This window comes from Pseudoalteromonas sp. (genome assembly GCF_036960685.1).
Taxonomy (GTDB): domain Bacteria; phylum Pseudomonadota; class Gammaproteobacteria; order Enterobacterales; family Alteromonadaceae; genus Pseudoalteromonas.
Genome location: NZ_JBALXK010000010.1, coordinates 147,980 through 148,182, shown reverse-complemented (window position 1 = coordinate 148,182; position 203 = coordinate 147,980). Strand labels below are relative to the sequence as shown.

1 tRNA gene is annotated in these 203 nt (G+C 49.8%); it reads left to right on the top strand.

Annotation, left to right across the window (positions count from 1 at the left end):
* Positions 1-77: transfer RNA gene (locus V7783_RS10700), tRNA-Arg, on the top strand.
* Positions 78-203: the final 126 nt, after the last annotated feature.

Here is a 203-nt window from a genome sequence, read left to right as displayed (position 1 = left end):
GGGCGCATAGCTCAGCTGGATAGAGTACTCGGCTACGAACCGAGCGGTCGGAGGTTCGAATCCTCCTGCGCCCACCACTTTCTATTACTATTTAAGTTAATAGAAGACAACCGACGATAGTCGGTTTTTTTATGCCTAAAATTTGCTGTAGGCGCGGGTTTATCCCGCGCTTGTTAAAATGGGACCACCAACCTAGCGGTCGA